The organism is Variovorax sp. V15 (assembly GCF_041154425.1).
Classification (GTDB): Bacteria; Pseudomonadota; Gammaproteobacteria; order Burkholderiales; family Burkholderiaceae_C; genus Variovorax; species Variovorax guangxiensis.
In genome coordinates this window covers 457,608-479,955 of the sequence record NZ_AP028659.1, presented here as the reverse complement: position 1 = coordinate 479,955, position 22,348 = coordinate 457,608, and the positions used below count along the sequence as shown (strand labels likewise).

Genomic DNA, 22,348 nt, shown 5'->3' with positions numbered 1-22,348 from the left:
CGCGCGACAGACCATGCAATGACAGGCACAGCCGCCATCGACGTCCCCGCCATCGAGCTGCGCCCGCTGGGCCGCGTCGACTACGCCGACACCTTCGCGGCAATGAAGCAGTTCACGCTCGAGCGCACGCCTGAGACGCCCGATGCGCTATGGATTTGCGAGCACGACCCGGTCTTCACGCAGGGCATCGCGGGCAGGCAGGACCACATCCTCAACCCCGGTGCGATTCCGGTCGTGCAGACCGACCGCGGCGGCCAGGTCACATTCCACGGCCCCGGCCAAGTGGTGGCCTACCCGCTGATCGACCTGCGCCGCGCGGGCTACTTCGTCAAGGAGTACGTCTACCGCATCGAGGAATCCGTGCTGCGCACGCTGGCCCACTTCGGCGTCACGGGCCACCGCGTGGCGGGCGCTCCAGGCATCTACGTGCGCCTGGACGCCCCGTTCTCCCACGCCGCGCTGACCGGCCCCATGCCCGCGGCCGACCCGTTCCGAGGGCTCGGAAAGATCGCCGCGCTGGGCATCAAGGTGAGCCGCCACGCCACCTATCACGGCGTGGCGCTCAACGTGCGGATGGACCTCGAACCCTTCTCGCGCATCAACCCTTGCGGCTACGCGGGGCTGCAGACGGTCGATCTTTCTACAATCGGCATCCAAACCACATGGGAAGAAGCCGCCACGGTGCTGGGCCAGAAGCTCTGCACCTTCCTGGCGCCTTGACACACCAATGAGCACCACCGAAGTCGTCCCCGCACCCGTAGTGAGAGAGGCCCAGAGCGCCGAAACCTACAACCCCCTGGCCAAGCAGAAGGCGGCGGCCAAGCTGTCGCGCATTCCCGTCAAGGTGGTGCAAAGCGGCGAAGTGCTCAAGAAGCCCGACTGGATCCGCGTCAAGGCCGGCAGCCCCACCACGCGCTTCTACGAGATCAAGCAGATCCTGCGCGAGAGCAACCTGCACACCGTCTGCGAAGAGGCCTCCTGCCCCAACATCGGCGAATGCTTCGGCAAGGGCACGGCCACCTTCATGATCATGGGCGACAAGTGCACGCGCCGCTGCCCGTTCTGCGACGTGGGCCACGGCCGCCCCGACCCGCTCGACAAGGACGAGCCGATCAACCTCGCGAAGACCATCGCCAAGCTGCGCCTGAAGTACGTGGTCATCACCAGCGTGGACCGCGACGACCTGCGCGACGGCGGCAGCCAGCACTTCGTGGATTGCATCCGCAACATCCGCGAGCTCTCGCCCACGACGCAGATCGAGATCCTCGTGCCCGACTTCCGCGGCCGCGACGACCGCGCCCTCGAGATCCTCAAGGCCGCGCCGCCGGACGTGATGAACCACAACCTGGAAACCGCGCCGCGCCTCTACAAGGAAGCGCGCCCCGGCAGCGACTACCAGTTCAGCCTGAACCTGCTGAAGAAGTTCAAGGCGTTGCATCCCAACGTGCCGACCAAGAGCGGCATCATGGTCGGCCTCGGCGAGACCGACGAAGAGATCCTGCAGGTCATGCGCGACATGCGCGCCCACGACATCGACATGCTGACCATCGGCCAGTACCTGTCCCCGTCGGGCTCGCACCTGCCGGTGCGCCGCTACGTGCATCCCGACACTTTCAGGATGTTCGAGGAAGAGGCCTACAAGATGGGCTTCAGCCACGCGGCGGTGGGTGCGATGGTGCGTTCGAGCTATCACGCCGACCAGCAGGCGCACGCCGCAGGCGTCTGAACTGAGCCCACCGGCTCAGGGCAGATCCAGCCTGTACCCCACCCCATAGATCGACCGTATCAGCTCCTGCCCCTCGCCCACCGCATCGAGCTTGCGGCGCAGGTTCTTGATGTGGCTGTCGACCGCGCGATCGGTCACGGCGCGCTGGTCGGCGTGCACGTAGTCGAGCAGCTTGTCGCGAGAGAGCACGCGGCCGCGTGCGTCGGCCAGGGCCTTCAGCAGGCGGAACTCGATGGGCGTGAGCCCCAGCGGGCTGCCGTGCAGCGAGGCCTTGTAGGCCTGCTCGTCGATCTGCAGCGGCGACGAGGCTCCGCGCGCGGCGTAGCCGCTTCGCCGCAACAGCGCCTTCACGCGCGCCACCACTTCGCGCGGGCTGAAGGGGGTCTTGCAGATGTAGTCGTCGGCGCCGAGCTCCAGGCCCATCAGGCGGTCGGCCTCCTCGACGCGCGCCGTGAGCATGATGACGGGCACATCGCTGAACAGCCGCAGCTCGCGGCACACGCTCATGCCGTCCTGGCCGGGCAGCATGACGTCGAGCAGCACCAGGTCGGGCCGGCGTGCCTTCACCGCCGGCACCGCTTCCAGCCCGTTGGCGAGCCATTGCGAGCTGTAGCCCGAGGCCTGCAGGTAGTCGGCGAGCAGGGCCGCCATGCGCGGCTCGTCCTCGACGATCAGGATGTGCGCGGGGGCGGCCGCGCCGGGAGTGTCGTTCATCTTCCTCGTTCTCCTCTCCTCAAACCTTCGGCAGGCGGATCGCGATCCACACGCCGCCCAGCGGCGAGGCCTTGGCCTCGATGGTGCCGCCGTGCGCCTCCACGATGCTGCGGCAGATGGCCAGGCCCAGCCCCGCGCCGCCGCTGGCGCGGTTGCGCGAGCCCTCTCCGCGGAAAAAGCGTTCGAACAGGCGCGGCAGCAGCGCGGCGTCGATGCCCGGTGCCGAATCCATGAAGTCGATGGCGACCTCGCCGCCTTCTTCCCGTGCCTCGATGCGCAGCACGCCACCCGCGTCGGTGTAACGGCAGCTGTTGAGCACGAGGTTGCTGAAGAGCTGGTGCATGCGCCGCTCGTCGGCGAACACCGAAAGCGGTTGCGCCGGCAGCGCCAGATCCAGCCGCAGGCCCGCCGAGGCGAGCCGCTCGCGGAACGCGTCCACGCACGGCTCCAGCAGCTCGCGCACGTCGGCGTCGGCCTTGCGGTACGCGAGCGCGCCCACGTCGGCCATCGACAGGTCGTAGAGGTCGGTCACGAGCTGGTTGAGCATGCCGACCTCGTGCTGCAGCGACCGCACGGCCTGCGCGTCGAGGCGGCGCACGCCGTCTTCCATGGCTTCCAGCTCGCCGTGCAGCACGCCCAGCGGCGTGCGCAGCTCGTGCGACACGTCGGCCATGAATTCGCGGCGCATCTGTTCGTTGCGCTGCAGCGTGTTGGCCAGCGAGTTGAAGTCGCGCGCGAGCTGCCCCACCTCGTCCTGCGAGGCCACGGCCACGCGGCTTGCGTAGTCGCCCGCCGCCAGCCGATGCGTGGCCGCGGCCACGCGCTTGACGGGCGCCAGCAGCACCCGCGCGATCCACCACGCGATGCCCGCGGCCAGCAGCACGCAGAGGCTGCCGATGACCCAGCTCGCGCGCAGCTGGTTCTGCTGGAAGCGCTGGTCGCCGGCCTCGCTCACGCTCTGGAAGGGCATCATGACCACCCAGCCCACGGTCTTGCCGTCGACCGCCACGGCACGCTCGACGGCGCCCTTGCCCACTTCCCTGAAGCCGATGATGACGCGCCGGTCGGTGTCGAGCAGCGAAATGCGCAGCACGGCGCCCGTCAGGTCCGACACCAGCGCCGGCGAACGCCCCGGCTCGAAGTGATCGCCCAGCACGGAAGGCGCGGGCCGCATGATCTCGAACCAGGGGCGAGGGTTGTCGCGCAGGAAGTCCCAGTTGCCGTGCTCGCGGTAGGCAGCCACTGCATTGGGCACCACCGCGTCGAGCCGCTCCAAGCCCTGCTCGTTGAGGTAGCCGACGAAGCCGCGCTCGAAGTTCCAGCGCGAGGCCGCGCCCATCGCGACCACTGCCAGCACGGCGGTGGCCAGCACGGCAAGAAAGAGCTTGGTGGTGATGCTGATCTTCTTCATGAAGGCCCACAAGATAAGCCAGATGCCGCCCGCGCGGTGCACGGCACGCCCATGGCCGCGCAGGCCCGGGGACCTTCAAATTGGCTCCACATTCGCTGAAGACCATGGGTTCCAACCTGATTGGAACCCCTCTGAACATGTCTTCCCGCTTCATCCGCACCGGCCTCGCGTGCGCCCTGGCCGCTGGCCTGCTGGGCGCCATCGCGGGATGCTCCGGCTCATCCGCTTCTTCATCGTCCGCCCCGCCCCAGGGCGCCCCCGCCGCTCAGGTGAGCGTGGTGACGGTGCAGCCCCAGAACCAGCCCGTGACCACCGAACTGTCTGGCCGCACCCGCGCCCGGCTGAGCGCGGAGATCCGCCCGCAGGTCGGCGGCATCGTGCAGCAGCGCCTCTTCGAGGAAGGCGCGCTGGTCAAGGCCGGGCAGGTGCTCTACCAGCTCGACCCGGCCACCTACAAGGCCGCCTACGCGAGCGCGCAGGCCAGCGTCGCGAAGGCTGAATCGACGGTCAACGCCGCGAAGGTCACGGCGCGCCGCAACGCCGAGCTCGCGAAGATCGAAGCCGTCAGCCAGCAGACCAGCGAGGACAGCCAGGCCACGCTGCAGCAGGCCGAGGCCGACCTGGGCGTGGCCCGCGCGGCGCTCGACACGGCGCGCATCAACCTCGGCTTCACGCGCATCACCGCGCCCATCGCCGGACGCATCGAGGCCTCCACGGTCACGCCGGGCGCGCTGGTCACGGCGAGCCAGACCACGGCGCTGACCACGGTGCAGCAGCTCGATCCGATCCACGTCGACGTGACGCAGTCGACCACCGAGCTGCTGCGGCTGCAGCGCGAACTCGCGGCCGGCACGCTCAAGAGCGGCGGCGAGAAAGGCGAAAGAGGCGAAGCCTCGGTGAAGCTGCTGCTGGAAGATGGCACCGCCTACGCCCATGCCGGACGGCTGCAGTTCTCCAGCGTCACGGTGAGCGAAAGCACCGGCGCGGTCACGCTGCGCATCCTGGTGCCCAACCCCGAACGCACGCTGCTGCCCGGCATGTACGTGCGCGCGGTGCTCGAAGAGGGCGTGGCCGAGCAGGCGCTGCTGGTGCCGCAGCAGGGCGTGACGCGCACCGCCATCGGCGATGCCTCGGCACTGGTGGTCACGGCCGACAACAAGGTCGAGAAGCGCGCGCTGAAAGTATCGCGCGCGGTCGGCAACCGCTGGCAGGTGACCGAGGGCCTGAAGGCGGGCGAGCGCGTGATCGTCGAGGGCTCGCTCAGGGTGAAGCCCGGCGACACGGTGAAGCCCGTCGCGGCCGATGCCACAACGGTGGCGGCCGCTGCAGCAGCCCCTGCGGCGCACTGAGGAGGCCCGCGCATGGCACGCTTCTTCATAGACCGGCCCATCTTCGCGTGGGTCATCGCCATCGTCATCATGCTGGCCGGGGCGATGTCCATCGGCACGCTGTCGCTGGAGCAGTACCCCGACATCGCGCCCACCAAGGTCAGCATCAACGCGACCTACACGGGCGCGTCGGCCAAGACCATCGAGGACTCCGTCACGCAGGTGATCGAGCAGAAGATGAAGGGCCTCGACCGGCTGGTGTCGATGTCGTCGAGCAGCACTTCGTCGGGTACCGCGCGCATCGAGCTCACCTTCGAGGCCGGCACCAACGCCGACGTGGCGCAGATGCAGGTGCAGAACAAGCTGCAGCAGGCCGAGTCGCAGCTGCCGCAGTCGGTGCAGAGCCAGGGCGTGACGGTCACCAAGTCGGGCACCGACTTCCTGATGATCGTCTCGCTGGTCTCCGAAGACGGCAGCGCCTCGGCCACCGACATCGGCGACTACATCTCCAGCAGCCTGCTCGACGTGGTCAGCCGCATCGACGGCGTGGGCGACGTGCAGGCGCTGGGCTCGGGCTACGCCATGCGCATCTGGCTCGATCCGGCGAAGCTGCAGAAGTATTCGCTGATGCCCTCGGACGTGACGAGCGCGCTCACCAGCCAGAACACCGAGGTGTCGGCCGGCCAGCTCGGCGCGCTGCCGGCGGCCTCGGGCCAGCGACTCACGGCGACCATCACCGCGCGCAGCAAGCTGCGCACCGCCGCGCAGTTCCGCGAGGTGATCGTCAAGTCCGACTCCAGCGGCGCCATCGTGCGCCTGGGCGACGTGGCGCGCATCGAGCTCGGCAGCGAGAGCTACACCATCGCCAGCCGCTTCGACGGCAAGCCCTCGGCCGCCATGGGCGTGAAGCTGGCCACCGGCGCCAACGCGCTCACGGTGTCGAACGCGGTGAAGGCCAAGCTCGCGGAGCTGGGGCCCTTCTTCCCCAACCAGATGAAGGCGGTGGTGGGCTACGACACCACGCCCTTCGTGCGCATCTCCATCGAGGAGGTGGCCAAGACGCTGGTGGAGGCGATGGTGCTGGTCGTGCTGATCATGTACCTCTTCCTGCAGAACCTGCGCGCCACGCTGGTGCCCGCCATCGCGGTGCCGGTGGTGCTGCTGGGCACCTTCGGCGTGCTGGCGCTGATGGGCTACTCGATCAACACGCTCACCATGTTCGGCATGGTGCTGGCCATCGGCCTGCTGGTGGACGATGCCATCGTGGTGGTGGAGAACGTCGAGCGGCTGATGACCGAGGAAGGGCTCTCGCCCAAGGAGGCCACGCGCAAGTCGATGCGCGAGATCACCGGCGCGCTGGTGGGCATCGCGCTGGTGCTGTCGGCGGTGTTCATCCCGATGGCTTTCTTCGGCGGCTCGACGGGCGTGATCTACCGGCAGTTCTCGGTGACCATCGTGGCGTCGATGCTGCTGTCAGTGCTGGTGGCGCTCACGCTGTCGCCGGCGCTGTGCGCCACGCTGCTCAAGCCGGTGGAAGCCGGCCATCACCAGGAGAAGCGCGGCTTCTTCGGCTGGTTCAACCGCAATTTCGAGCGCAACGCCGACCGCTACCGCTCGGGCGTGGGCGGCCTGCTGCATCGCGGCAAGCGCAGCCTGCTGGTGTACGCGCTGCTGGTGGCCGTGCTGGGCATGGTCTTCATGCGCCTGCCCACCTCCTTCCTGCCTGATGAAGACCAGGGCACGCTGATGGCACAGGTGAAACTGCCCGCCAGCGCCACCGACGAGCAGCTGCAGCAGACCATGAAGAGCTTCGAGGCCTACCTGGGCTCGCAGAAGGAAGTGGCCCACTTCATCACGCTCACCGGCCTGAGCGGCGACCAGGCGACGGGCAACGCCTTCATCACGCTGAAGGACTGGAGCGAGCGCGGCGGCAAGGCGCAGGATGCCGCCTCGCTGGCGCGCCGCTTCACCATGGACATGGCCGCGCGCACCAGCAACGCCAACGTGTTCGTGATGCTGCCGCCGGCCGTGCGCGGCCTGGGCTCGAACGCCGGCTTCGACGTGCAGCTGCAGGACCTGGGCGGCATCGGCCATGAAGCATTGGTGCAGGCGCGCGAGCAGTTCCTCTCGCTGGCGCGCAAGAGCCCGGCGCTGAGCCAGGTGCGCAGCAACAACCTGGACGACACGCCGCAGTTCGCCATCGACATCGACGACCGGAAGGCCGCTGCGCTGAGCCTCTCGACCTCGGACATCAACGACACGCTGTCGAGCGCGATGGGCGGCAGCTACGTGAACGACTTCATCAACAACGGCCGCGTGAAGAAGGTCTACGTGCAGGCCGACGCGCCCTTCCGCATGCAGCCCGACAGCATCGACAGCTGGTACGTGCGCAACGGCAACAGCGAGATGGTGCCCTTCTCGGCCTTCGCCAGCAGCCGCTGGACCTACGGCTCGCCGCAGCTGTCGCGCTACAACGGCATGTCGTCCTTCGAACTCATCGGCGACCCGGCCGCGGGCGTGAGCTCGGGCACGGCGATGAACGCGGTGGAAGGGATCATGAAGCAGCTGCCGCAGGGCATCGGCTACGAGTGGGCGGGCAGTTCCTACCAGGAGCGGCTGTCGGGCTCGCAGGCGCCGCTGCTTTATGCGGTGTCGATCCTGTTCGTGTTCCTGTGCCTGGCTGCCCTCTACGAGAGCTGGTCGGTGCCCTTCTCGGTGATGCTGGTGGTGCCGCTGGGTGTGCTGGGCGCGGTGCTGGCGACCAAGCTGGCGGGGCTGTCGAACGACGTGTACTTCCAGGTGGGGCTGCTCACCACAGTGGGGCTGGCGGCGAAGAACGCGATCCTGATCGTGGAGTTCGCCAAGCAGCTGCAGGACGAGGGCATGGCGCTGGTCGAGGCCACGCTGCAGGCGGTGCGCCTGCGGCTGCGGCCCATTTTGATGACCTCGCTGGCCTTCATGTTCGGCGTGCTGCCGCTGGCGCTGAGCACCGGCGCCGGCTCGGGCAGCCGCCGCGCCATCGGCGTGGGCGTGCTCGGCGGCGTGGCGACGGCCACCGCGCTGGGCATCTTCTTCGTGCCGCTGTTCTTCGTCGTGATCCGGCGCTTCTTCGCATCCAGGAAAAAACCCGAGGCGGCACCCACGCTGACCGCGCAGCCCGAGGCATGAAAGCCATGACATCCCTTCGTTTCAGACTCTCTTCGCTCGCCCTCGCCGCACTGCTGGCCGGCTGCGTCAATCTCGCGCCCACTTACTCGCGGCCCGAGGCGCCCGTTCCCTCGAAGTGGCCGGCCGCCGCCGATGCGAAGGCCAGCGAGGCCAGCAAGCCCGGCGTCGTCTCCGCCAGCACCGGCTGGCAGGGCTTCATCACCGACGAGCGCCTGCGCCGCACCATCGAGCTCGCGTTGGCCAACAACCGCGACATGCGCGTGGCGCTGCAGAACATCGAGAAGGCGCGCGCGCAGTACGGCGTGCAGCGCGCAGAGCTGTTCCCCAGCGTCGCGGCCACCGCGGGCGGCACGCGCCAGCGCACCTCGGCTTCCACGAGCAGCAGCGGCGAATCGTCGGTCGGCAGCACCTACACCGCCGCGCTGGGCTTCAGCAGCTACGAACTCGACCTGTTCGGCCGCGTGCGCAACCTCAACGAGGCCGCGCTGCAGAGCTATCTCTCGACCGAGGCCACGACGCGCAGCACGCGCATCAGCCTCGTGGCCGAGGTCGCCTCGGCCTGGCTCACGCTGGCCGCCGACAACGAGCGGCTGAAGCTCGCGCAGAGCACGCTCGCGAGCCAGCAGCGCTCCTACGAGCTCACCAGCCGCATGAAGGCGCTGGGCGCCAGCACCGCGCTGGCGCTGGCCCAGTCGCAGACCACGGTGGATCGGCGCGCGTGGACGTGGCCAGCTACACCGCGCAGGTGGCACAGGACCGCAACGCGCTCGACCTGCTGGCCGGCGCCACCGTGCCCGACGAACTGCTGCCGCCCGCCGGCATGGCCACGGCCAGCGCGCTGGTCGACGTGCCCGCCGGCCTGCCATCGACGCTGCTGCAGCAGCGCCCCGACGTGCTGGCCGCCGAGCACACGCTGCAGGGCTCGAACGCCGACATCGGCGCGGCGCGCGCGGCCTTCTTCCCGACGATTTCGCTCACGGCAAGCGCGGGCTCGTCGAGCACGGCGCTATCGGGCCTCTTCAAGGGCGGCAACAGCACCTGGAGCTTCGCACCCTCGATCAGCCTGCCGATCTTCAACGCCGGCAGCAACCGTGCCAGCCTCGATTCGGCCAAGGCGCAGCGCGAGATCGACCTCGCGACCTACGAGAAGACGGTACAGACCGCGTTCAGGGAAGTGGCCGACGCGCTGGCCGTGCGCGGCTCGCTGGGCGAGCAACTGGCGGCACAACAGTCGCTGGTGGACGCGACGCAGAAGAGCCTCACGCTGTCGCAGGCGCTCTATCGCAACGGCAGCTACAGCTACCTGGAGGTGCTGGACGCGCAGCGCTCGCTGTACACCGCGCAGCAGACGCTCATCACGCTGCGCCTGTCGGAGCAGAGCAACCGCATCACGCTCTACAAGGTGATGGGCGGCGGAGATAACGCTTCCGCGGGCTGATCAGCCGCGCGTGGCGTTCTCCTTCATCTTCGCCAGCGCTATGGCGATGGCTGCGCCGCCCAGCGTCTTGATGAGCCCGGAGTGCTGCGCGTAGAACCGGCTCACCTCGTCGATCACGCCGGCGTGCTGCTGCTCGGCATGCGCGGCGATCTCGGTCACCTGCGCGGGCGAGAGCTGCGAGGCCTGGTCGGGCGTGATCTGCGTCTGGCCGGGCTGCAGCATGCGTCCGAGCACGCCGCCGGCCAGCGCCGAGGCGGCAGCGGGCCCGAGCGTGGCCAGTATCTGGTTGAGCACGCCGGCCTGCTGCGAGGGCGACGACTGTCCGAAGAGCTGGCCCACGGTGTCGCCGAAAGGTGGCGTCTGGTCCGAGCGCATCGCGGCCGCGAGCCCCGCGCCCAGCTCGCCGGCGGAGGCGTGCTGCGCGACCTGGTCGAGGTGGGCTTCGGCATCGTTGTTGCCGATGGCCTGCTGGAGGATGTCGAGTAAGCCCATGGAAGACTCCTTGATGAAGGGATCCGGCTGCCTCAGCGGCTCACGAGATGCCAGGTCCCGAGCAGCACCGCCGCGCCCACCACCGAGGCGATGAAGCCTGCGCCCGCGCCCGCCGCATACCAGCCCATGGCCTGCCCGGCATAGGTGGCGACCAGCGAGCCGGCGATGCCGAGCACCGCCGTGAGGATGAACCCCATCGAGTTGTTGCCCGGCAGCACCGCGCGGGCCAGGAGCCCGGCGATGAAGCCGATCAGAATCGTCCAGATGATGTGCACGGAAAACCCCCTGTCGTTGGTGACAACAAGCGCCGCCGCCGCTTGGCGTGCAGCGCCCGGGGATCGTGTTCCCGTCTTCCTGAGCGCCAACTGACGGCGCGCCGTCCTGCGACCGCCCGGTCGCCAAGGCGCTGGCAGGAAGCGGGAGCATTTCGCTATCCTGCCGTTTGGCCAAGAGTCCGGCCAAGAAGAAGGAAGACGACTTTGCAAACTCACCCCGCCGTCCAAGCCGCCATGGAACGCAGTTTCGGCGCCATTGCCGATCTGGTCCGCCTCCACGCGCAACACACGCCCGACCATGCCGCCCTGTCGGACGCAATCCGCACGCTGGACTACCGCGCCCTCGACGCGCTGATGGACCGCGTCGCGGCCAGCCTGCAGCGCGACGGGCTCAAGGCCGGCGACGCCATCGCCATCTGCGCCTCGTCGTCGGTGAACTACGCTGCCGTGTTCCTGGGCGCGCTGCGCGCGGGCGTCGCGGTGGCACCGCTGGCCCCCGGCTCCACGCCCGCCAGCCTGGCGCGCATGATCGAGGACGCCGACGCGCGCATCCTGTTCAGCGACGCATCGGCCGCCGAGGTCATCGGCCCCGCGAAGGAAGGGGGCATTCCGCGCGTGGCGCTCGACGGCTCGCAGATCGGGCGCGGCATCGAGGAATGGCTGGCGCCTGCCGGCGCGCGGCCCGAGGCGGTCGAGGTGCAGCCGGGCTGGGCCTTCAACATCATCTATTCGTCGGGCACCACGGGCGAACCCAAGGGCATCGTGCAGGGCCACGGCATGCGCTGGGCGCACGTGCAGCGCGGCGCGAAGTACGAGTACGGGCCCGACACGGTCACGCTGCTTTCGACGCCGCTCTATTCCAACACCACGCTGGTGGTGTTCTTCCCCACGCTGGCCTTCGGCGGCTGCGTGGTGCTGATGCCCAAGTTCGACGCGCTGGGCTACCTGCAGCTCGCGCAGCAGCGCCGCGTGACGCACACCATGCTCGTGCCGGTGCAGTACCAGCGGCTGATGGCGCATCCGCGCTTCGACGAGCACGACCTGTCTTCCTACCGGCACAAGTTCAGCACCAGCGCACCCTTCGGCGCCGCGCTGAAGGCCGACGTGCTCAAGCGCTGGCCCGGCGGGCTGGTCGAGTTCTACGGCATGACCGAGGGCGGCGGCACCTGCATCCTGGAAGCGCACCTGAACCCGACCAAGCTGCACACGGTGGGCCGGCCCGCCGAGGGCAGCGACATCCGCCTGATCGACGAGGAAGGCAACGAGCTTCCGAGCGGCAACACCGAGGTGGCCGGCGAGGTGGTGGGCCACTCGGCCGGCATGATGACCGGCTACCACCGCCAGCCCGCGAAGACGCGCGAGGCCGAATGGTTCGACGCCACCGGCAAGCGCTTCATCCGCACCGGCGACGTGGGCCGCTTCGACGCCGACGGCTTCCTCACGCTGTTCGACCGCAAGAAGGACATGATCATCAGCGGCGGCTTCAACATCTACCCGAGCGACCTGGAAGCCGTGCTGCGCGGCCATGCGGCGGTGGCCGACGTAGCTGTGGTGGGCGTGCCCTCCGAGCAATGGGGCGAGACGCCCGCCGCCTTCGTGGTTCGCCGCGAGGGCGACGCCACCAGCGAGGACGAGCTGCTGCAATGGACCAACGCCCAGCTCGGCAAGACACAACGCCTGGCGCGCCTGGCCTTCATCGACGAGCTGCCGCGCAGCGCGATCGGCAAGGTGCTCAAGCGCGAGCTGCGTGAGCTCGCCGGCCGTTGACAGCGCCGGGACAGGCGCGCCGTGACACGAAGACAGGGCAAGATCGCGGCGCATGAAATCCCTGCGTGGTCAACTGATCTTTTTCTGGATGCTGCTGTTCGCCATGTGCGCCGCGCTGGCGGTGGTGATGCTCACGCTCTACCGCAGCAGCGCGGGCGTGCAGGTGTCGGCGGCGCGCGCCGCCACCGAGCAGTCCTGCCGGGCGATCGCGGCGCGCTATGCCAAGTCGGCCACGCCGTCGTCCTCCTCGCTTGCCCCTGCCCGGCCGCAGGTCGACCTGCTGCAGGTGCTGCTGCAGCTGGTACTGATCGAGGCGCCGCATGTCGAGGGCGGCGTGTGGCAGGCCGGCGGCGGCCACCTGGCTTATGCCTACCCCACCTATGAAGGCGGCGGCGTCAAGCGCGACGTGCCCGCGGCCGAGCAGCCGCTGATCGCCGAGGTGGCGCAGCTGGCCGCCCGCACCCAGCAACTGCAGACCGACGTGGTGCGCGGCAGCCGCGAGGCGCTGATCGTCGCGGCCTGCCCGCTGGCGGCGCCGGGCAACGACCTCGCAGCCTGGACCATGACCCGCACCACCGGCGGCGCGCTGGCCGCGCAGGACAGCCTGCGCACCGGCCTTGGTGTGCTGCTGTTGCTGGTGCTGGCTTCGGGCCTGTGGCTGGGCTTCATCCTGCTGCGCGGGTTGCGCCACGTACAGCGGCTGGAAGACCGGCTGGCCCGCAGCGATGCCGACGGCGGCGCCATGCCCGAGCTGCCCCGCACCGGCGTGCGCGAGCTCGACCGCATCGTCGACGGCTTCAATCACTACCGTGTGCGTTTCGAGGAAGCACGCGCGCGCCTTCGCGAAGCCGCCCAGCAGCGCAGCCGCGACCAGCGCCTGGCCGCGCTGGGCCGCATGACCGGGGGCATCGCGCATGAGATCCGCAACCCCATCGCCACCATGCGGCTGAAGGCCGAGAACGCGCTGGCCGCCACGCCCGGGAAGCAGGGCGACGCGCTGCGCGTGATCGTCGGGCAGATCGACCGGCTCGACGGCCTGGTGCAGAGCCTGCTGGCACTGGTGCAGCCGGTGACGCTGGCGCCGGTGCAGGTCGACCTGCATCGCTGGCTTGAAGAACGCATCGCGAGCGTGAGCGGCAGGGCCGGCGCGGCGGACGTACGCCTGGTGCTGCAGCACGACGAGCCGCCGCAGGCCGTGTTCGACCCCGTGCATCTGGCGCGCGCTGTCGACAACCTGCTCGACAACGCGGTGCGCCATGCGCCGCGCGGCGGGCACGTCACGCTCTCGGCCTCGGCGAACGAGGCGCGCACGCTCTTCATCCGGGTGGACGACGACGGCGGCGGCGTGCCCGAAGCCTTGCAGGCCAGCCTCTTCGAGCCCTTCGCCACGGGCCGCGCCGATGGCACCGGCCTGGGCCTCGCCCTGGCGCGCGAAGTGGCGCTGGCACATGGCGGCGACCTGCGCCATGCGGCGCTCGAACCCGGCACGCGATTCGAACTGGAGCTTCCATGGCGCGCTTCCTGATCGTCGACGACGACGACGCTTTCCGCGACACGCTGGCCGAGACGCTGCAGGGCCTGGGCCACGAGGCGCACAACGTCGCGAGCGGCGCCGAGGCGCTCGATGCGATGGCGCGCACGCGCTTCGACGCCGTGTTCCTCGACCACCGAATGCCCGGCATGGACGGCCTGCAGACGCTGGAGGCGATGCACGCCCGGCTCGCGCGCGTGCCGCCGGTGATCGTGCTCACCGCCTTCGCGAGCGCGGGCAACACCATCGAGGCGATGCGGCTCGGCGCCTTCGACCACATCACCAAGCCGATCAGCCGCGAGGCCGTGCGCGAGGTGCTCGGGCGCGTCCTGCAACAGCAGCAACAAGGCGTGGCGGCGGCGACCGCCGTGGCGGAAGACGACGACGGCGACCTCGTCGGCCTGAGCCAGGCGATGCGCGAGGTGCAGAAGCGCATCGGCCTCGCATCGGCCAGCCAGGCGCCCGTGCTCGTGCTGGGCGAGACGGGCACCGGCAAGGAAATGGTGGCGCGCGCGCTGCACCGGTATTCGTCGCGCGCGGACAAGCCCTTCGTGGCGGTCAACTGCGCGGCCATTCCGAAGGAGCTGCTCGAAAGCGAGCTCTTCGGCCATGTGCGCGGCGCGTTCACGGGTGCGACCGGCGAGCGCGCGGGATGCTTTCGCGCGGCCGACGGCGGCGTGCTGCTGCTCGACGAGATCGGCGACATGGCGCTTTCGGTGCAGGCGAAGATCCTGCGCGTGCTGCAGGAAGGCGAGGTCACGCCGCTGGGCAGCCACAAGCCGGTGAAGGTCGACGTGCGCATCGTCGCAGCCACCCACCGCGACCTGGCTGCGGCGGTCGGCGAGGGACGCTTTCGCGAAGACCTGATGTACCGGCTCGACGTGCTGTCGATACGCCTGCCGCCGCTGCGCGAGAGACTGGCCGACGTGATCCCGCTGGCCGAGCACTTCCTGCGGCGCGCGGCATTGCCCGATGCGCCCAAGGCGCTCTCCGCGGAGGCCGCGCAGTTGCTGCTGAGCCGGCCCTGGCCCGGCAACGTGCGGGAGCTGCGCAACGTGATGGAGCGCTGCCAGGCGCTGGTGCGGCATCGCGTGATCGGCAGCGCCGACCTGGGGCTGGCGATGGGCGAGGCGCGGCCCGCGCAATCGGCACCGTCCGTCGGGATGCTGCCGGCCGAGTGGCTGGAGGGAGACCTGCCCGGCGCGGTGGAACGGCTCGAACGGCTGCTCATCGAGCACGCGCTCGCGCAGACGCAGGGCAACCGCACCGAGGCCGCGCGGCGGCTGGGCATTCACCGCCAGCTGCTGTACCGGAAGCTGGCGCAGTACGGCATCGAGCAGTAGATAAGGCAATGAAGCGACAAGGCGTCCGGGGGTGTCCGCAAAGCGGACGCCTCCTGTCCCCGTACCGGACGACTGCCGCCGTTCGGCACGCGCAAGTCGTTGATTTCAAAGGAAATGCGGGCTGGCACGTTGTGTGAGATGTCCATGGGGCATTCATCCACAAGGAGTCACCATGACACATCGCATCGCGTCCATCGCCACCGCCGTCTGCCTGCTCGGGGGCAGCACCGCTTTCACTCCGGCCTTCGCCCATCTTCCGCCGCCGCCGCCCGTTGCCGTCGCACCGGAGGCGGACACCGTCGCCTCCGGCCGCGTGCAGCAATGGCTGCTCAACCCGAACGGCGAGGCCGACGGCCTGCTGCTGGCCGACGGAACGCAGGTCGCGTTCCCGCCGCACCTTTCGGCCGCGGTGATGCAGGCGCTCAGGCCCGGCGACACCGTGCAGGTCCGTGGCTGGCGCGCGCCGCAGGTGCCGGTGGTGCGCATGCAGTCGCTCAGCGCCAACGGCCGCAGCGTGATCGACGAGCCGCCTGTTCCCGGCATGTTCCCGCCGCGGCGCGCCCACGATCCGGCCGCGCTGAGCGCCATGACGGCGGACGGGCGCATCGAGCGCCTTCTGTACAACGACCTCGGCGACGTGCACGGCGCGCTGCTGGCGGACAGGACCATCGTGCGCTTCCCGCCGCACATCGGCGCCATGTACGGCGCGCAGCTGCAGCCCGGCGCGCAGCTTTACGCGCGCGGCTGGGGCACGCGCGGTGCGCAGGGCACGGCGCTGGAGGCCACGAGCATGGGCCCGACCGCGTCCACGGCGCGCGAAGTGTTCGAGGGCCCGCACCGGGGGCCCGGACGTGGCCCGGTGGCGCCGCGTCCGCCGGTGCCGGCGTTCTGATCGGCGAGCCCCCTGCGATGACCGCCCCGTCCTCCGCGCCCTCCCGCCGCAGCCTGCGCTCGCTGGACGCGCTGGCCTTCCTTGCGCCAGACATCCAGGGCGGCGTCGGCCCGTTCCTGATCGTCTTCATGGCCGGCACGCTGGCCTGGGACCCGCAGCGCATCGGCACCGTGATGTTCGTCTCGGCGCTGGTGGGGCTGGCGGTGCAGGCGCCGGCCGGCGCGCTGATCGACAGCGTGCGGCACAAGCCGCGCTGGATCGCGGGGGCCATCGCGCTCATCGCGGCATGCCTCGTGGTCATGGCGAACTGGCCGGGCTACGGTGTGATCCTGGCGGGCCAGTCGCTCATCGGCGCGGCGGGCACGCTGGTGGCGCCCGCCATCGCGGCCATCAGCCTCGGCATGGTCGGCCGCGCCGGGCTGGATGCCCGCATCGGCCGCAACGCCGCGATCACCGCGGGCGGCACGGTGCTGTGGGCACTGGGCACGGGCTGGGTGGGCCACGCGTTCGGCCCGCACGCCATGTTCTTCTACGCGGTGGCGATGGCGCTGCCGACCATGGCGGCGGCCATGCTGATCCGCCAGCGCGACGTCGATCCGCTCCTGGCGCGCGGCGCCGACACCGGCCACGAGCCCGATGCCGCGCCGTCCGCGCGCTGGTACGACCGCCGCCTGCTTGTGCTGCTGGCCTGCGCCTTCCTGTTCCACCTGGCCAATGCCGCCATGCTCACGCTCGTGGCGCAGAAGGTCGGCACGCAGGCCGGCACCTCGGCCACGCTGTGGCTGTCGGGCGGCGTGATCGTCACGCAGCTGGTCACCGTTCCGATCGCCCTGGCGGTCGGCCGCTGGGCGCCGCGGCTGGCGCGCAAGCCCATCTTCCTGGTCGGCTTCGCGGTGCTGCCGGTGCGAGGGCTGCTCTACCTGCTGGCCGACAGCCCCGCCGCGCTGCTGTCGCTTCAGGTGCTGGACGGCATCGGCGCGGGCATCTTCGGCGTGATGCTGACCTTGATGATCGGCGACATCACGCGCGGCAGCGGCCATTTCAACTTCGCACTGGGCATCGGCGCGGCCTGCGTGGGGCTGGGCGCGGCGCTGAGCAATCTGGCAGCCGGTGCGGTCGCGCACCTGGCCGGCTACGACGCGGCCTTCGTGATGCTGGCGGCCGTCGCGCTGGCCGGGCTCGCTCTCTTTGCCTTCGCGATGCCCGAAACCCGCTATCGTCCGCGTTCGATGCCGGACGCGCTTGCCGCCCGCGCACCGACCACTTCCGCTCCATGACCAAAGATTCCGTGTCCGCGCCTTCTTCCGCGACTTCCGATTCCGACGCTTCCTCGCCGCACGAAGGCGGCGGCAACGGCCTGCTGTGGGTGCTGGTCGCCGTCGCAGTGCTGTTCGCCTTCCTGCGCCCGCGCGCGCCGATGGACTGGCTGCGGCTGGTCGACTGGCAGACCGTGGGCGCGCTCGCCGGGCTGCTGGCCATCACGCAGGGCGTGGAGCGCAGCGGCATGCTGCAGGCCGCCGCGCAGCGCCTGCTGGCGCGCACGCACGACCAGCGCAGCCTGGCGATGCTGCTGACGGCCAGCGCGGCCTTTCTCTCGGCGCTGGTCACCAACGACGTGAGCCTGTTCCTGCTGGTGCCGCTGACGCGCGTGCTCGCCACGCAGGCGCACCTGCCGCTGGCGCGGCTGGTGGTGCTGCAGGCGCTGGCGGTGAACGCGGGCTCTGCCCTCACGCCGATCGGCAATCCGCAGAACCTTTATCTGTGGCATCGCTCGGGCGAGGGCTTCGTCGCCTTCATGGGAATGATGGGGCCGACGGTGGCGGTGATGCTGTTCTGGCTCTTCGTCGCGGTGTGGCTGCTGGTGCCGCGCACACCCATCGAGCTCAAGCCCGAGGCCAAGGCCGCGCCGGTGCAGCCGCGCATGCTGGCGCTGTCGGGGGTGTTGTTCGTCGGCTTCGTGGTCGCGCTGGACCGCCACTGGCTGCTGGCCGGGCTGGGCGTGGTGTTCGGCGTGTTCCTGGTGGCGTATCCGCGCGTGCTGCGCGGCATCGACTGGGCGCTGCTGGCGATCATCGCGCTGATGTTCGTGGACCTGCGGCAGCTCGCGGAGCTGCCCGCGGTGGTGGCGCTGCTGGGCCACTGGCCGATCACCGAGGGCTGGCGCGCCTACCTCGCGGCCATCGTGACCTCGCAGTTCATCAGCAACGTGCCGGCGGCCATCCTGCTGGATGGCCACGTGCGCGACCTGCCGGCGCTCGCGGCCGGGGTGAGCGTGGGCGGCTTCGGCTGCGTGCTGGGCTCGCTGGCCAACCTGATCGCGCTGCGGCTGGCGAAGCTGCCGAATGGGCTGCGCGAGTTCCACCGCATCAGCATTCCCTTCCTGCTGGTGTGCGCGGCCTCGGCGCTGCTGCTGCGGCTCGGCTGATCGCCCTTTCAACAACCGATCTCGAAAGGACATTCCATGCCAAGTCATCATGAATCCCACGGCACCCTCGACGTCTGGTCCGTCGAAGGCCGCTTCCAGCAACTGATCTACAGCCCCAGGGGCAGCATCGAGGGCGTGCTGATCGACACCGACGGCGTGCCCACGCAGTTCGTGTTCGACCGCCACGACGAAGGCGCCGCGCGCGCCTTCGAGAGCCTGAAGGTGGGCCAGGCGCTGGTGATCGAGGGCATCGAAGCAGGCCCCTCGCCCAAGGCGGAGAGCGAACACACGGTTTACCGCTTCGAGCGGCTGGCCTCGGTCGACGGCGAACCGCCCCGGCGTGCGCGGGCCGAAGAACGCATCGAAGGCACCGTGGTGCGCTTCAACTACGCGCGCCACGGAGAGGCCAACGGCGTGGTGCTGGACACCGGCGACTTCATCCACATGAAGCCCGACGGCCATGCGAAGCTGGCGCTGAAGGTCGGAGACAGGGTGCGGGCCGAGGGCCGCACGCAGCCGCTGGCGACAGGCCAGGGGCGTGTGGTCGAGGCCGTGCGGGTCAACGCTCAGGCGCTGCGGGACGCCGACGGAAGCTGATGCCGCTTGTGGCATTGCGGGAGCTGCGCGGACAATCCTCGACTGCCCATGCCTGTTTTCGGTTCATCCCTGCCGCCTCGCCATGAACTCGCCCTGCGCGACTACGGCCACTCGCACGGCAGCCATGCGCACGACCATTTCCAGGTGCTGATCGGCCTCGACGGCGTGCTCGATATCGAGGTGGAAGGCCGGGGCGCCGGCATCGCCGCGGGCGAAGCGCAGGTGGTCGCACCGGGCGACCGGCACGATTTCAGCGCGCGCAGGCATGGCGCGGTGTGCCTGGTGCTCGACACCACGCAGCCGGCATGGGCCCGCTGCGCCGAACGCGCGCCGCCCGATTCGGCGCAACTGCACGCGTTGGCGCGTTACCTGGCGCAATGCATGAAGCAGCCGCGAGCCTCGGCCCTGGCCTTGCAGCACGGGCCGGCGCTGCTCCTGGAGGCCTGGAGCCCCGCACCGGCATCGTCGTCGGCGTCGCGCCGCCGCATCGACTGGTCCTTGCTCGCCGACTGGGCCCGTGCCCGCTGGCACGAGCCCTTGAGCGTGGCCGACCTGGCCCAGGTCGCCTGCCTGAGCCCCAGCCAGTTCGCGCAGCGCTGCCGCGACGAGCAGGGCATGGGCGCGATGCAATGGCTGCGCTCGCTGCGGTTGGCGCATGCGCGCGAGCTGAGGCTGGGCGGCATGAGCGTGGCGGAGACGGCGCGGCGCACGGGCTACCGCTCGCCTTCCGCCCTTACGGCCGCCTTGCGGCGCTGAGTCCCTTTTCCTGATCGAAAGACCGTCGTTTCTCGACGACGGACCGTCATTGCGCGACGACCGCATCGCGTAGCCTCGCCATCCATGCCATCGACCGCCTACGCACTGATCGCCATCGCCCTGTGGACCACGCTCGCCTCGCTGGGCACGGCCCTGTCGCACCTGCCGCCTTTTCTGCTCACGGGCCTCGCGCTCATCATCGGCAGCGTGCCGAGCTGGCCGCTGGTGCTGCGCGACCGCGCCGCCTGGAAAGTGCCGCCGCGCACGCTGGCGCTGGGCATCTACGGGCTCTTCGGCTATCACTTCCTGCTGTTCATCGCGCTGCGCTACGCGCCGCCGGTCGAGGCCAACCTGGTCAATTACCTCTGGCCGCTGCTGATGGTGGTGCTGGCGCCGGTGCTGCTGCCGGGCGTGTCGCTGCGGCCGCTGCACCTGGTGGCGGGGCTGCTGGGTTTTGGCGGCGCGGCAGCGGCGATCCTGGGCGCGGGCGGAGGCAGCGGCGCTTCCGCCGCGGGGTACTGGGGCTTCGTGCCGGCGCTGGCCTCGGCCTTCGTCTGGGCGAGCTATTCGCTGTGGACGAAGCGCGTGCCGGCCTTCCCGACCTCGGCGATCGGCCTCTTCGGGCTGGTTTCGGGGGCGCTCGCGCTGGCCTGCCATGCGGTGCTGGAGCCCTCGGTGTCGCTGACGGCCCGTGACTGGCTGCTGCTCGCGCTGTGCGGCCTCGGCCCGCTGGGCGCGGCCTTCTTCGTGTGGGACATGGCGCTCAAGCGCGGCGACGCGCGACAGATCGGCATCCTGAGCTACATCACCCCGCTGGGCTCGACAGCGCTGCTGCTGCTGGTGACGGGCCGGCCGCTGACCTGGACCATCGCGCTGGCGGCCTGGCTGATCATCTCGGCGGCGATCATGGGCACGCGCGCACGCTGATCGCGGTGATCACGGTGATGCCTGCGTGCTGAATCAGGCTGTATCCGACGGCGCGCCTTCATCTTTTCTGGCTAGAGTGGAGGCTCAGGAAAAAGGAGCCAACCCACATGGACGACAAGAACAGGGATTTCGAGATCACGCCAAAGCTGGTGTTCGACCTGAACCTGGCGCTGTACCTCGACCTGGTGGCCGCGCTGGAGGGCGCGGGCGCCGTCACCTACCGCCAGATGGCGGCCCGGGTGCTCAACATCAGCATGGATGCGCGCAGCGACGGCGAAGCCGGCCTGTCGACGGTGCTCGAGGGCATCGCCCGGGGCTTCGCGGGCCATGGCGACGGCCTGTCGATCGAGTTGCTGAAGGCCGCGCGCGGCCTGCGCGAGGACGACGCGCTGGGCGACATCCCGATGCGTCCCGACCTGGGCTGAGCCGCGGCGGCCCTCCGGCGGCCCGCCCCGCGCCTAGTCTTCGGCGACCTGCAGCACCAGCTTGCCGAAGTTCTCGCCCGCGAAGAGCTTGTTGAGCGACTCGGGGAAGGTATCGAGGCCCTTCACGACGTCTTCCTTGCTCTTCATGCGCCCATCTTTCAGGTAACCGGCCATCTCGGCGATGGCGATGTGGTACCTGTCGGCGTAGTCGAATACCACGATGCCTTCCATGCGGGCACGATTCACCAGCAGGCTCAGGTAGTTCTTCGGGCCAGCCGAGGGCATGCTGTTGGCGTTGTTGTACTGGCTGATGGCACCACAGATGATGATGCGGGCCTTGCGTGCGAGCCGCGCCAGCACCATGTCGAGGATCTCGCCGCCGACGTTGTCGAAGTAGATGTCCACGCCCTTCGGGCAGTGCGTCTTCAGGCCCTCGCGCACCGCGGCGGCGCCGGCCTTGTAGTCGATGCAGGCGTCGAAGCCGAGCTCCTTCACAACCCAGTCGCACTTGGCCTGGCCGCCGGCGATGCCGACCACGCGGCAGCCCTTGATCTTGGCCAGCTGGCCCACCGTCTGGCCGACGGCGCCGGCCGCGCCGGAAACCACCACCGTCTCGCCTGGCTTGGGCATGCCCACGTCCATCAGGCCGAAGTAGCCGGTCATGCCGGGCATGCCCAGCACGTTGAGCCACTGGGTGATGGTGCCCACGCGCAGGTCGATCTTCACCAGGCCGTTGCGCTTGATCTGGTCTTCGGGGATGAGGATGTATTCCTGCACGCCCAGCGTGCCGTAGACGGTGTCGCCCACGGCGAACTGCGGGTTCTTCGAGGCGATGACGCGGCCGACGCCGCCGGCACGCATCACTTCGTCGATGCCCACGGGCGGGATGTAGCTCTTGGCGTCGTTGAGCCAGCCGCGCATGGCAGGGTCGAGCGACAGCGACAGCGTCTTGACGAGCACGCCGCCCTCGGCCGGTTCGCCGACGGGCTCGGTGGTGAACTTCCAGTTCTCGCGGGTGGCCGTGCCCTCGGGGCGCTTGGCGAGGCGGACCTGATGGTTGGTGAGTGGGGTGCTCATGGCGTCTGTCTCCTTGACCTTGAATGAGGGGGCGCTGGCGCGCAGGCGCATCGTAG

At 69.9% G+C, this 22,348-nt stretch carries 19 protein-coding genes and 1 pseudogene; 15 read left to right on the top strand and 5 right to left on the bottom strand.

Annotation, left to right across the window (positions count from 1 at the left end; genetic code table 11):
- Positions 1 to 18 precede the first annotated feature (18 nt).
- On the top strand, positions 19 to 720 hold the full coding sequence (lipB, locus tag ACAM57_RS02380) for a lipoyl(octanoyl) transferase LipB (protein WP_369660580.1): 702 nt from the start codon (positions 19 to 21) through the stop codon (positions 718 to 720).
- Positions 721 to 727: 7 nt separating this feature from the next.
- Positions 728 to 1,726 (top strand): lipoyl synthase, encoded by a 999-nt coding sequence (gene lipA / locus ACAM57_RS02375; RefSeq protein ID WP_184642117.1) that lies wholly within the window; start codon positions 728 to 730, stop codon positions 1,724 to 1,726.
- 15 nt (positions 1,727 to 1,741) lie between these two features.
- Here lipA and ACAM57_RS02370 read toward each other — a convergent pair whose 3' ends face one another.
- Both ACAM57_RS02370 and baeS read right to left on the bottom strand, forming a co-directional pair.
- Positions 1,742 to 2,440 carry a response regulator gene (locus ACAM57_RS02370; RefSeq protein ID WP_369660579.1) on the bottom strand — a complete coding sequence of 233 codons (699 nt, stop codon included), beginning with the start codon at positions 2,438 to 2,440 and terminating at the stop codon, positions 1,742 to 1,744.
- A 19-nt stretch (positions 2,441 to 2,459) separates the two neighbouring features.
- Positions 2,460 to 3,851, bottom strand: a complete 1,392-nt coding sequence (gene baeS, locus ACAM57_RS02365; protein ID WP_369660578.1) for a sensor histidine kinase efflux regulator BaeS — start codon at positions 3,849 to 3,851, stop codon at positions 2,460 to 2,462.
- A gap of 137 nt (positions 3,852 to 3,988) precedes the next feature.
- Here baeS and ACAM57_RS02360 point away from each other — a divergent pair, with 137 nt between their 5' ends.
- The 3 genes and pseudogenes from ACAM57_RS02360 (at position 3,989) to ACAM57_RS02350 (ending at position 9,785) form a co-directional block, all read left to right on the top strand.
- Positions 3,989 to 5,200, top strand: coding sequence for an efflux RND transporter periplasmic adaptor subunit (locus ACAM57_RS02360; protein ID WP_369660577.1), 1,212 nt, complete (start codon positions 3,989 to 3,991; stop codon positions 5,198 to 5,200).
- A 12-nt stretch (positions 5,201 to 5,212) separates the two neighbouring features.
- Positions 5,213 to 8,347 (top strand): efflux RND transporter permease subunit, encoded by a 3,135-nt coding sequence (locus tag ACAM57_RS02355; RefSeq protein WP_369660576.1) that lies wholly within the window; start codon positions 5,213 to 5,215, stop codon positions 8,345 to 8,347.
- Positions 8,344 to 9,785, top strand: a pseudogene (locus ACAM57_RS02350) (efflux transporter outer membrane subunit). Before ACAM57_RS02355 ends, ACAM57_RS02350 begins: the two are co-directional and overlap by 4 nt.
- On the opposite strand, the gene ACAM57_RS02345 reads toward ACAM57_RS02350, so the two are convergent.
- Positions 9,786 to 10,277 carry a hypothetical protein gene (locus ACAM57_RS02345; RefSeq protein ID WP_369660575.1) on the bottom strand — a complete coding sequence of 164 codons (492 nt, stop codon included), beginning with the start codon at positions 10,275 to 10,277 and terminating at the stop codon, positions 9,786 to 9,788.
- A 32-nt stretch (positions 10,278 to 10,309) separates the two neighbouring features.
- Positions 10,310 to 10,552 (bottom strand): GlsB/YeaQ/YmgE family stress response membrane protein, encoded by a 243-nt coding sequence (locus ACAM57_RS02340; RefSeq protein WP_369660574.1) that lies wholly within the window; start codon positions 10,550 to 10,552, stop codon positions 10,310 to 10,312.
- Between the two features lie 234 nt (positions 10,553 to 10,786).
- Here ACAM57_RS02340 and ACAM57_RS02335 point away from each other — a divergent pair, with 234 nt between their 5' ends.
- The 10 genes from ACAM57_RS02335 (at position 10,787) to ACAM57_RS02290 (ending at position 21,215) form a co-directional block, all read left to right on the top strand.
- Positions 10,787 to 12,319: a class I adenylate-forming enzyme family protein gene (locus ACAM57_RS02335; protein ID WP_369660573.1), complete on the top strand. Its 1,533-nt coding sequence runs from the start codon at positions 10,787 to 10,789 to the stop codon at positions 12,317 to 12,319.
- Positions 12,320 to 12,371: 52 nt separating this feature from the next.
- Positions 12,372 to 13,844 carry a sensor histidine kinase gene (locus ACAM57_RS02330; protein ID WP_369660572.1) on the top strand — a complete coding sequence of 491 codons (1,473 nt, stop codon included), beginning with the start codon at positions 12,372 to 12,374 and terminating at the stop codon, positions 13,842 to 13,844.
- The gene (locus ACAM57_RS02325; RefSeq protein WP_369660571.1) at positions 13,829 to 15,193 is read left to right on the top strand and encodes a sigma-54-dependent transcriptional regulator; all 1,365 of its coding nucleotides are present in this window, start codon (positions 13,829 to 13,831) and stop codon (positions 15,191 to 15,193) included. The genes ACAM57_RS02330 and ACAM57_RS02325 overlap by 16 nt, the downstream gene beginning before the upstream one ends.
- Positions 15,194 to 15,365: 172 nt before the next feature.
- A complete protein-coding gene (locus ACAM57_RS02320) occupies positions 15,366 to 16,085 on the top strand; it encodes a hypothetical protein (RefSeq protein WP_369660570.1) in 720 nt (239 codons plus the stop codon).
- 17 nt (positions 16,086 to 16,102) lie between these two features.
- Complete coding sequence (locus ACAM57_RS02315; RefSeq protein ID WP_369660569.1) at positions 16,103 to 17,362, top strand: MFS transporter; 1,260 nt, start codon at positions 16,103 to 16,105, stop codon at positions 17,360 to 17,362.
- Entirely contained in the window at positions 17,359 to 18,510 is a 1,152-nt protein-coding gene (locus ACAM57_RS02310; RefSeq protein WP_369660568.1) for an SLC13 family permease, read from the top strand. The genes ACAM57_RS02315 and ACAM57_RS02310 overlap by 4 nt, the downstream gene beginning before the upstream one ends.
- 36 nt (positions 18,511 to 18,546) lie before the next feature.
- On the top strand, positions 18,547 to 19,107 hold the full coding sequence (locus ACAM57_RS02305) for a hypothetical protein (protein WP_369660567.1): 561 nt from the start codon (positions 18,547 to 18,549) through the stop codon (positions 19,105 to 19,107).
- A 48-nt stretch (positions 19,108 to 19,155) separates the two neighbouring features.
- Positions 19,156 to 19,863: an AraC family transcriptional regulator gene (locus ACAM57_RS02300; protein WP_369660566.1), complete on the top strand. Its 708-nt coding sequence runs from the start codon at positions 19,156 to 19,158 to the stop codon at positions 19,861 to 19,863.
- An 84-nt stretch (positions 19,864 to 19,947) separates the two neighbouring features.
- Positions 19,948 to 20,790, top strand: a complete 843-nt coding sequence (locus tag ACAM57_RS02295; protein WP_369660565.1) for a DMT family transporter — start codon at positions 19,948 to 19,950, stop codon at positions 20,788 to 20,790.
- Positions 20,791 to 20,897: 107 nt separating this feature from the next.
- Positions 20,898 to 21,215, top strand: coding sequence for a hypothetical protein (locus ACAM57_RS02290; RefSeq protein ID WP_126025389.1), 318 nt, complete (start codon positions 20,898 to 20,900; stop codon positions 21,213 to 21,215).
- 33 nt (positions 21,216 to 21,248) lie between these two features.
- On the opposite strand, the gene ACAM57_RS02285 is transcribed toward ACAM57_RS02290, so the two are convergent.
- A complete protein-coding gene (locus ACAM57_RS02285; protein WP_369660564.1) occupies positions 21,249 to 22,292 on the bottom strand; it encodes an NADP-dependent oxidoreductase in 1,044 nt (347 codons plus the stop codon).
- Between the last annotated feature and the right edge of the window lie 56 nt (positions 22,293 to 22,348).

What these genes read in the sequence shown, in the direction of transcription:
- lipB (WP_369660580.1), top strand. Translation starts at nt 19, where the DNA reads ATGACAGGCACAGCCGCCATCGACGTCCCCGCCATCGAGCTGCGCCCG.
- lipA (WP_184642117.1), top strand. Translation starts at nt 728, where the DNA reads ATGAGCACCACCGAAGTCGTCCCCGCACCCGTAGTGAGAGAGGCCCAG.
- ACAM57_RS02370 (WP_369660579.1), bottom strand. Translation starts at nt 2,440, where the DNA reads ATGAACGACACTCCCGGCGCGGCCGCCCCCGCGCACATCCTGATCGTC.
- baeS (WP_369660578.1), bottom strand. Translation starts at nt 3,851, where the DNA reads ATGAAGAAGATCAGCATCACCACCAAGCTCTTTCTTGCCGTGCTGGCC.
- ACAM57_RS02360 (WP_369660577.1), top strand. Translation starts at nt 3,989, where the DNA reads ATGTCTTCCCGCTTCATCCGCACCGGCCTCGCGTGCGCCCTGGCCGCT.
- ACAM57_RS02355 (WP_369660576.1), top strand. Translation starts at nt 5,213, where the DNA reads ATGGCACGCTTCTTCATAGACCGGCCCATCTTCGCGTGGGTCATCGCC.
- ACAM57_RS02345 (WP_369660575.1), bottom strand. Translation starts at nt 10,277, where the DNA reads ATGGGCTTACTCGACATCCTCCAGCAGGCCATCGGCAACAACGATGCC.
- ACAM57_RS02335 (WP_369660573.1), top strand. Translation starts at nt 10,787, where the DNA reads ATGGAACGCAGTTTCGGCGCCATTGCCGATCTGGTCCGCCTCCACGCG.
- ACAM57_RS02330 (WP_369660572.1), top strand. Translation starts at nt 12,372, where the DNA reads ATGAAATCCCTGCGTGGTCAACTGATCTTTTTCTGGATGCTGCTGTTC.
- ACAM57_RS02325 (WP_369660571.1), top strand. Translation starts at nt 13,829, where the DNA reads ATGGCGCGCTTCCTGATCGTCGACGACGACGACGCTTTCCGCGACACG.
- ACAM57_RS02320 (WP_369660570.1), top strand. Translation starts at nt 15,366, where the DNA reads ATGACACATCGCATCGCGTCCATCGCCACCGCCGTCTGCCTGCTCGGG.
- ACAM57_RS02315 (WP_369660569.1), top strand. Translation starts at nt 16,103, where the DNA reads ATGACCGCCCCGTCCTCCGCGCCCTCCCGCCGCAGCCTGCGCTCGCTG.
- ACAM57_RS02310 (WP_369660568.1), top strand. Translation starts at nt 17,359, where the DNA reads ATGACCAAAGATTCCGTGTCCGCGCCTTCTTCCGCGACTTCCGATTCC.
- ACAM57_RS02305 (WP_369660567.1), top strand. Translation starts at nt 18,547, where the DNA reads ATGCCAAGTCATCATGAATCCCACGGCACCCTCGACGTCTGGTCCGTC.
- ACAM57_RS02300 (WP_369660566.1), top strand. Translation starts at nt 19,156, where the DNA reads ATGCCTGTTTTCGGTTCATCCCTGCCGCCTCGCCATGAACTCGCCCTG.
- ACAM57_RS02295 (WP_369660565.1), top strand. Translation starts at nt 19,948, where the DNA reads ATGCCATCGACCGCCTACGCACTGATCGCCATCGCCCTGTGGACCACG.
- ACAM57_RS02290 (WP_126025389.1), top strand. Translation starts at nt 20,898, where the DNA reads ATGGACGACAAGAACAGGGATTTCGAGATCACGCCAAAGCTGGTGTTC.
- ACAM57_RS02285 (WP_369660564.1), bottom strand. Translation starts at nt 22,292, where the DNA reads ATGAGCACCCCACTCACCAACCATCAGGTCCGCCTCGCCAAGCGCCCC.